This is a genomic window from Anaerolineales bacterium, from assembly GCA_022866145.1.
Taxonomy (GTDB): Bacteria; Chloroflexota; Anaerolineae; order Anaerolineales; family E44-bin32; genus PFL42.
The window spans coordinates 1-4,759 of the sequence record JALHUE010000148.1 but is presented as its reverse complement, the minus strand read 5'-3'; the positions used below and the strand labels follow the sequence as shown (position 1 = coordinate 4,759).

Annotated in this window: 7 protein-coding genes; 6 read left to right on the top strand and 1 reads right to left on the bottom strand. The window is 66.6% G+C overall.

Features of this window, described 5'->3' with window-relative positions:
• Positions 1 to 16 precede the first annotated feature (16 nt).
• Positions 17 to 583, bottom strand: a complete 567-nt coding sequence (locus tag MUO23_04645) for an FHA domain-containing protein (GenBank protein MCJ7512239.1) — start codon at positions 581 to 583, stop codon at positions 17 to 19.
• A 209-nt stretch (positions 584 to 792) separates the two neighbouring features.
• Between MUO23_04645 and MUO23_04640 the strand changes: the two genes are divergently transcribed.
• The 6 genes from MUO23_04640 to MUO23_04615 all read left to right on the top strand — a co-directional run bounded on the left by MUO23_04640 (position 793) and on the right by MUO23_04615 (position 4,671).
• Complete coding sequence (locus MUO23_04640; GenBank protein ID MCJ7512238.1) at positions 793 to 1,635, top strand: hypothetical protein; 843 nt, start codon at positions 793 to 795, stop codon at positions 1,633 to 1,635.
• Positions 1,636 to 1,654: 19 nt separating this feature from the next.
• Positions 1,655 to 2,392 carry a glycosyltransferase family 2 protein gene (locus MUO23_04635; GenBank protein MCJ7512237.1) on the top strand — a complete coding sequence of 246 codons (738 nt, stop codon included), beginning with the start codon at positions 1,655 to 1,657 and terminating at the stop codon, positions 2,390 to 2,392.
• A gap of 28 nt (positions 2,393 to 2,420) precedes the next feature.
• Entirely contained in the window at positions 2,421 to 3,080 is a 660-nt protein-coding gene (locus tag MUO23_04630; protein MCJ7512236.1) for a ribonuclease HII, read from the top strand.
• Positions 3,081 to 3,515: 435 nt separating this feature from the next.
• Positions 3,516 to 4,064, top strand: coding sequence for a hypothetical protein (locus MUO23_04625; GenBank protein MCJ7512235.1), 549 nt, complete (start codon positions 3,516 to 3,518; stop codon positions 4,062 to 4,064).
• A gap of 148 nt (positions 4,065 to 4,212) precedes the next feature.
• Complete coding sequence (locus tag MUO23_04620; GenBank protein ID MCJ7512234.1) at positions 4,213 to 4,425, top strand: hypothetical protein; 213 nt, start codon at positions 4,213 to 4,215, stop codon at positions 4,423 to 4,425.
• A 108-nt stretch (positions 4,426 to 4,533) separates the two neighbouring features.
• Positions 4,534 to 4,671: a hypothetical protein gene (locus MUO23_04615; protein ID MCJ7512233.1), complete on the top strand. Its 138-nt coding sequence runs from the start codon at positions 4,534 to 4,536 to the stop codon at positions 4,669 to 4,671.
• The last annotated feature ends 88 nt before the right edge of the window (positions 4,672 to 4,759 follow it).

Sequence of the window (4,759 nt, the reverse complement as noted above, 5' to 3'; positions counted from 1 at the left end):
TCTCTGCCAAATTGACTCAGAACCCAAAAATCTGCATGGGAGCATACAGGATATCGGGGAAGAAGCTGTCCATGAAGAACAGGAAGGCGATACAGGTCACGATCAGCACCAGACAGCCACACCCGGCCATCACCCACGACCTGCGTCCGGATGGCTTCGGCTGGTCAGCCGGGATACCGGCCGGGGTCGGTGGCGGCGGCGTGGCCGGGGCCTGCACCCGCGGCAAGGGTGCAACCGGTCGAGCAGCCGCGGCCATCACCGTGGCGGCGGCCTCCGGAGACATCGAGTCGAAGGTGACGGTGACGTTCTCCCCGAAGCCCAGCAAGTTGCCGGCGCTCAGGGCGCGGGCGGTCACCAGGCGCTCACTGTTGACGAAGGTGCCATTGGTGGAGCCCAGATCCTCTAGGATGTACCCGGCCGGGGTGCGGGTGAGCCGCGCATGCTGGCGCGAGAGCTCGGGATCGCCCACCACGATGTCATTCGTGACATCTCGGCCGATCAGGGTAACCTCCTTCGTCAGGTCAAAGACCATGCCCGGATTCGGGCCCGTGCGGACGATCAAACGATGGGTTGGCGCCGGCATAATCGCCTCCTCCGATAAGGACCTTGATGGGGAAAGTGTAACGGCCCACCCGGCCGAAGTCAACCAGGACGGAGGCGGCCAGCGCTGGCCTGGCCGCCTCCGTCCTGGCTCAGCTCGAACCCGAGGGACGGGGTTGTCTGGGCGTTGTCCTGACCTATAATTGCCATGGCGTCAGCCGGGCCGCTAGCCTCCCGGCTCGCCAGGAAGCCATGAAGGTCATCGACAAATCCGAGTTCCGCGATCCGGACGGCAAGATCGGCATTCAGAACCGCCTGCAGGGCACCTTCCGCTTCGGCCTCGGCTGGTTCGGGATGATGCAGGCGCAGACACAGCTCACCCAGCGGCTGGGCCGGACGCTGGGGAGTGAGTTCGTCGTGCTGCGCAACACCCGGATCCCGGGCGTGCCCGATCCGGTCCCCATGACCTTGATCGGCCCCCAAGGGGTCTGGCTGATCCATCCGAGCACGGTCACCGGCATCTTCCGGGCCCAGGAAAGCGAGTGGCTGCGCTACAACGCCCGCAGCCAGCAGTTCACCCGCCTCAAGCCCAATCTGCAGGCGACGGTGATCGGGATGTCCCAGACGCTGCTGCACTTCATCCAGGCCCAGGGCTATGGACTCCCCGAAGTACAGCCGGTGCTGGCGTTCAGCAACCCGCGCGCCCATGTGGACACCGTCAACCCCACGGCCAGGGTGGTCGTGGCCGACGCCGTCGACCACTTCGCCAACAGCATCCTGCAACAGCAGCCGATCATGGACGGCGAGGATATCGGGCTGCTGGTCAAGGCCCTTACCGATCCTCCCAGACCGAGCGAGGCGGTCGCCCCGCCGCAGGTCTCGGCCGCCGTTGATCTGCCGCCGGCCAAAGCCTGGGAACAGTCGAGCGGCACGGCGCTGCAGCCGACGCGCCAGGTGAAACTACGCAAGCGCCGGCGTCGGATCGCGGGCATGACGGTTGCCCAATGGGTCACCCTGGCGATCCTGGCGACGCTGGCGCTGATCATGGTGGCAACCCTGGCGATGGTCGTGCTTCGAGACCTGTCCGGCGGCTAGCCGGCGACTCAGGTGAATCTTGCAGCCATTCCTGTCGATCATCATCCCGGCGCTCGACGAAGAGGGCCGGCTCCCCGCCAGTCTGGACAGCATCCTGGCCTTCCTCCAGGCGCAGCCCTTTCGGGCGGAGGTCCTGGTCGTCGACAATGGCAGCCGCGATGCCACCTACGCCGTCGCCCAGTCGTATGCCCGGCGTATTCCATGGATACGCGTCCTGCAGGAGCCCCGCCGCGGTAAAGGGGCCGCCGTTCGGCAGGGCATGCTGGCGGCGCAGGGTCAATTTCGCTTCATCGCCGATGCGGATCTGTCGATGCCGATAGAGCAGGTTCTGGGCTTCCTCCCGCCGGGGCTTTCGGAGATGGATATCGCCATCGCCTCCCGCGAAGCGCCCGGCGCCGCGCGCTACGGCGAACCCCCTCACCGCCACCTGATCGGAAGGGCCTTCAATTGGCTCGTCCGCCTGCTGGCGGTCCCGGGATTCCAGGACACCCAATGCGGCTTCAAGATGTTCCGCGATCATGTCGCCCTAGATCTCTTCCAGGTCCAGCAGCTCGAGGGCTGGACATTCGACGTTGAGGTCCTATTCATCGCCCTGCGCCGTGGCTACCGCATCGCTGAGGTCCCGATCCCCTGGACCTTCAACCCGGGGAGCCGGGTGAGCGTCCTGCGCGACTCCTTCGCCATGCTGCGCGACCTGTTCCGGATCCGCCGCCTGTGGAAACAAGGCGCCTATGCGCCAAGGGTGCAGCCTGAGTAGCGTTCCGGATCTTCGCAAGGAGCGCGCCTTGCTGCGGCAAGGCTTCCTGCATGTCGCCGGGGTCGATGAAGTTGGCCGGGGGGCCTGGGCGGGACCGGTCGTCGCTGCGGCCGTCGGACTCCCGCTCGAGCGCCGCAACCTGCGCCGGCTGCTGTGCGGCGTCCGGGATTCCAAGCAAATGTCCCCGGACGAACGCCTGGCCTGGGAGCCGCGCATCTGCCAGATCGCCTGGGGCTGCGCGGTCGGTGAGGCCAGCGTCGAGGAAATCGAATCCCTGGGGATCGTGCCGGCGACGCACCTCGCCATGCTGCGGGCGGCGGCCGGGCTGCGTCCCTGCGCCGACTACCTGCTGATCGACTACCTGCGCCTTCCCGGAACCAGCGTGGGCCAGCTGGCCTTCAAGTTTGGTGACCAGTTCTCGTTGTCGATCGCGGCCGCCTCGGTGGTGGCCAAGGTATACCGTGATCAGCTGATGGTTGGGCTTGACAGCCTGTTCCCAGGCTACGCCCTGGCTCACAACAAGGGCTACGGCACGGCGGCCCACCGGGCCGGGCTCGCTCGGCAAGGGCCGGCTGCAGTCCATCGCCGCACCTTTGCCCCGATTGCCCGCTGGCTCGAGGCGCCTGTCCGTCCACCTTCGCCACAGGGTGCCACGCTGGGGCGCCTGCTCGTGACAAGTGGGAGTTGATGGACCCTGTCCGCTGGGATGGGGTCCTCTCTTAGGGGTCGGTGCTGCCCCTGGTAGGTGCCAGCGCCGGAGCGCCGACCCACCCCCATCCGGACCCCACAACGTGTCGTTGTCGAACTTCTTCTCAGCGCGTTCGGTGGCCGTGAGCCGTGCCTCAGCCGATCCCAAGAAGCTCGGCTACGCCGTTCTCGGCAACCTAGTCAACGGCGGGTTCTGCGCGGAGGGGCGCAGGGCGTTCCCATCAACCCCCAAGGCCGGTTGCATCCTCGGCCAACCGACGTTTCCATCCGTGGAGGCCGTGCCCGACCCGATCGACCTGGCCGTGATTGTGGTTGCCTGCCTGCATATCTGGACGCCCTGCAAACCTGCACCCAGAAGAAGATCCCATCGGTCGCGATCATCCCGGCCGGATTCCGCCAGGCTGGGCTGGCCGGCATGGAGCGGGAGAAGGAAGGTCCCGGGCTGGCGCGGCAGAACGGGATCCGCCTGATTGGCCCGAACTGCCTGGGGGTGATCGACACCAGCCCTCCCTTGAATCCTTCGGCTTCTGCCTGGACGCCGCCCTCCAGCCCGATGGCCTTCCTGTCACAATCCGGAGTCCTGGGGGCCGACACCCTGGACTGGGCGCAGGCCAGAGGGCCGGGCCTGAACAAGTTCGTCTCCCTCGGCAACAAAACCGACGTCAGCGAAATCGACCTGCTCGAAGCCTGGGGCGAGGCGGCCTGGTCACGGGTGATCCGGTGTTCCATCGAAGGCGTGCCGGACGGTCAGGCCTTCATCGAGGTCACCCGACGCACGTCCAAGAAGAAATCGATCGTCGCCATCGAGTCCGACGCGACTCAGGGCGGCGCCCGGTCGGTGTCGTCCCACACCGGCTCGTTGGCCGGCTCGGAGCAAGCCCACCAGGCGACCTTCCGCCAGGCCGGCATCGTGCGCGCCAACACTCTGGAGGACTTGTTCGACCACGTGATTGGCTTCGCTTAGCAGCCGCTCCTGCGCCGCGACCGGACCGCCATCGACACTCAGGCCGGGGGCCCCGGCATTCTGGCCACCGATGCCCTTGAGCCGGCCGGCCTGGGCCCGCAGCGCTTCACGCCCGAGAACCTGGCAGCCCTCAAACAGGGGTTGCCCGATGCCGGGACTGTCGGCGCTGAGCGTCGGCGAGCTGGTCACGATCCTGCAGTCTGATATCCTGACCCGTGACTACAATCCGGATCCCGTGTGTGAGCGCTTCACGATCGGGGTCATGTCGGTGGGCGCAGCCTTGGCGCGCTTCCACCGCCAGAAGAACAAGGCGGCGAGCACCGCAGGCGCCCGAGCAGATAACAAGCTTGCCCCCCCTTGAGACCTGCACGCGGGCCTTGATCCTGACCGGCAACAACCGCCCCAGCCCGCAGATCATTCAGCAATCGGAGACGTTGGGCGTTCCGGTTCTCCTCGTCAAGGAAAACACATGGAGACGATGAACGCCATCGAGCGGCTGGTTGGCAAGACGCCGCTGGGCGCGCCGGTTAAGCTGGAAGCCTTCATCCAGTTGACGCGCGAACACGGCGATAGGCAGGCCGTCGATCGGGGGATGGGGTTGGGTTAGCCTGGCTGGTTGTGGTTGGCCGCCGGCGCATGCGGCAGCCAGATGGTGAAAGCCGTGCCCATGCCGGGAGCGCTTTCCAGCGTGATCC

Coding starts and splice junctions, on each gene's coding strand:
- MUO23_04645 (MCJ7512239.1), bottom strand. CDS start 583: ATGCCGGCGCCAACCCATCGTTTGATCGTCCGCACGGGCCCGAATCCG.
- MUO23_04640 (MCJ7512238.1), top strand. CDS start 793: ATGAAGGTCATCGACAAATCCGAGTTCCGCGATCCGGACGGCAAGATC.
- MUO23_04625 (MCJ7512235.1), top strand. CDS start 3,516: ATGGAGCGGGAGAAGGAAGGTCCCGGGCTGGCGCGGCAGAACGGGATC.
- MUO23_04620 (MCJ7512234.1), top strand. CDS start 4,213: ATGCCGGGACTGTCGGCGCTGAGCGTCGGCGAGCTGGTCACGATCCTG.
- MUO23_04615 (MCJ7512233.1), top strand. CDS start 4,534: ATGGAGACGATGAACGCCATCGAGCGGCTGGTTGGCAAGACGCCGCTG.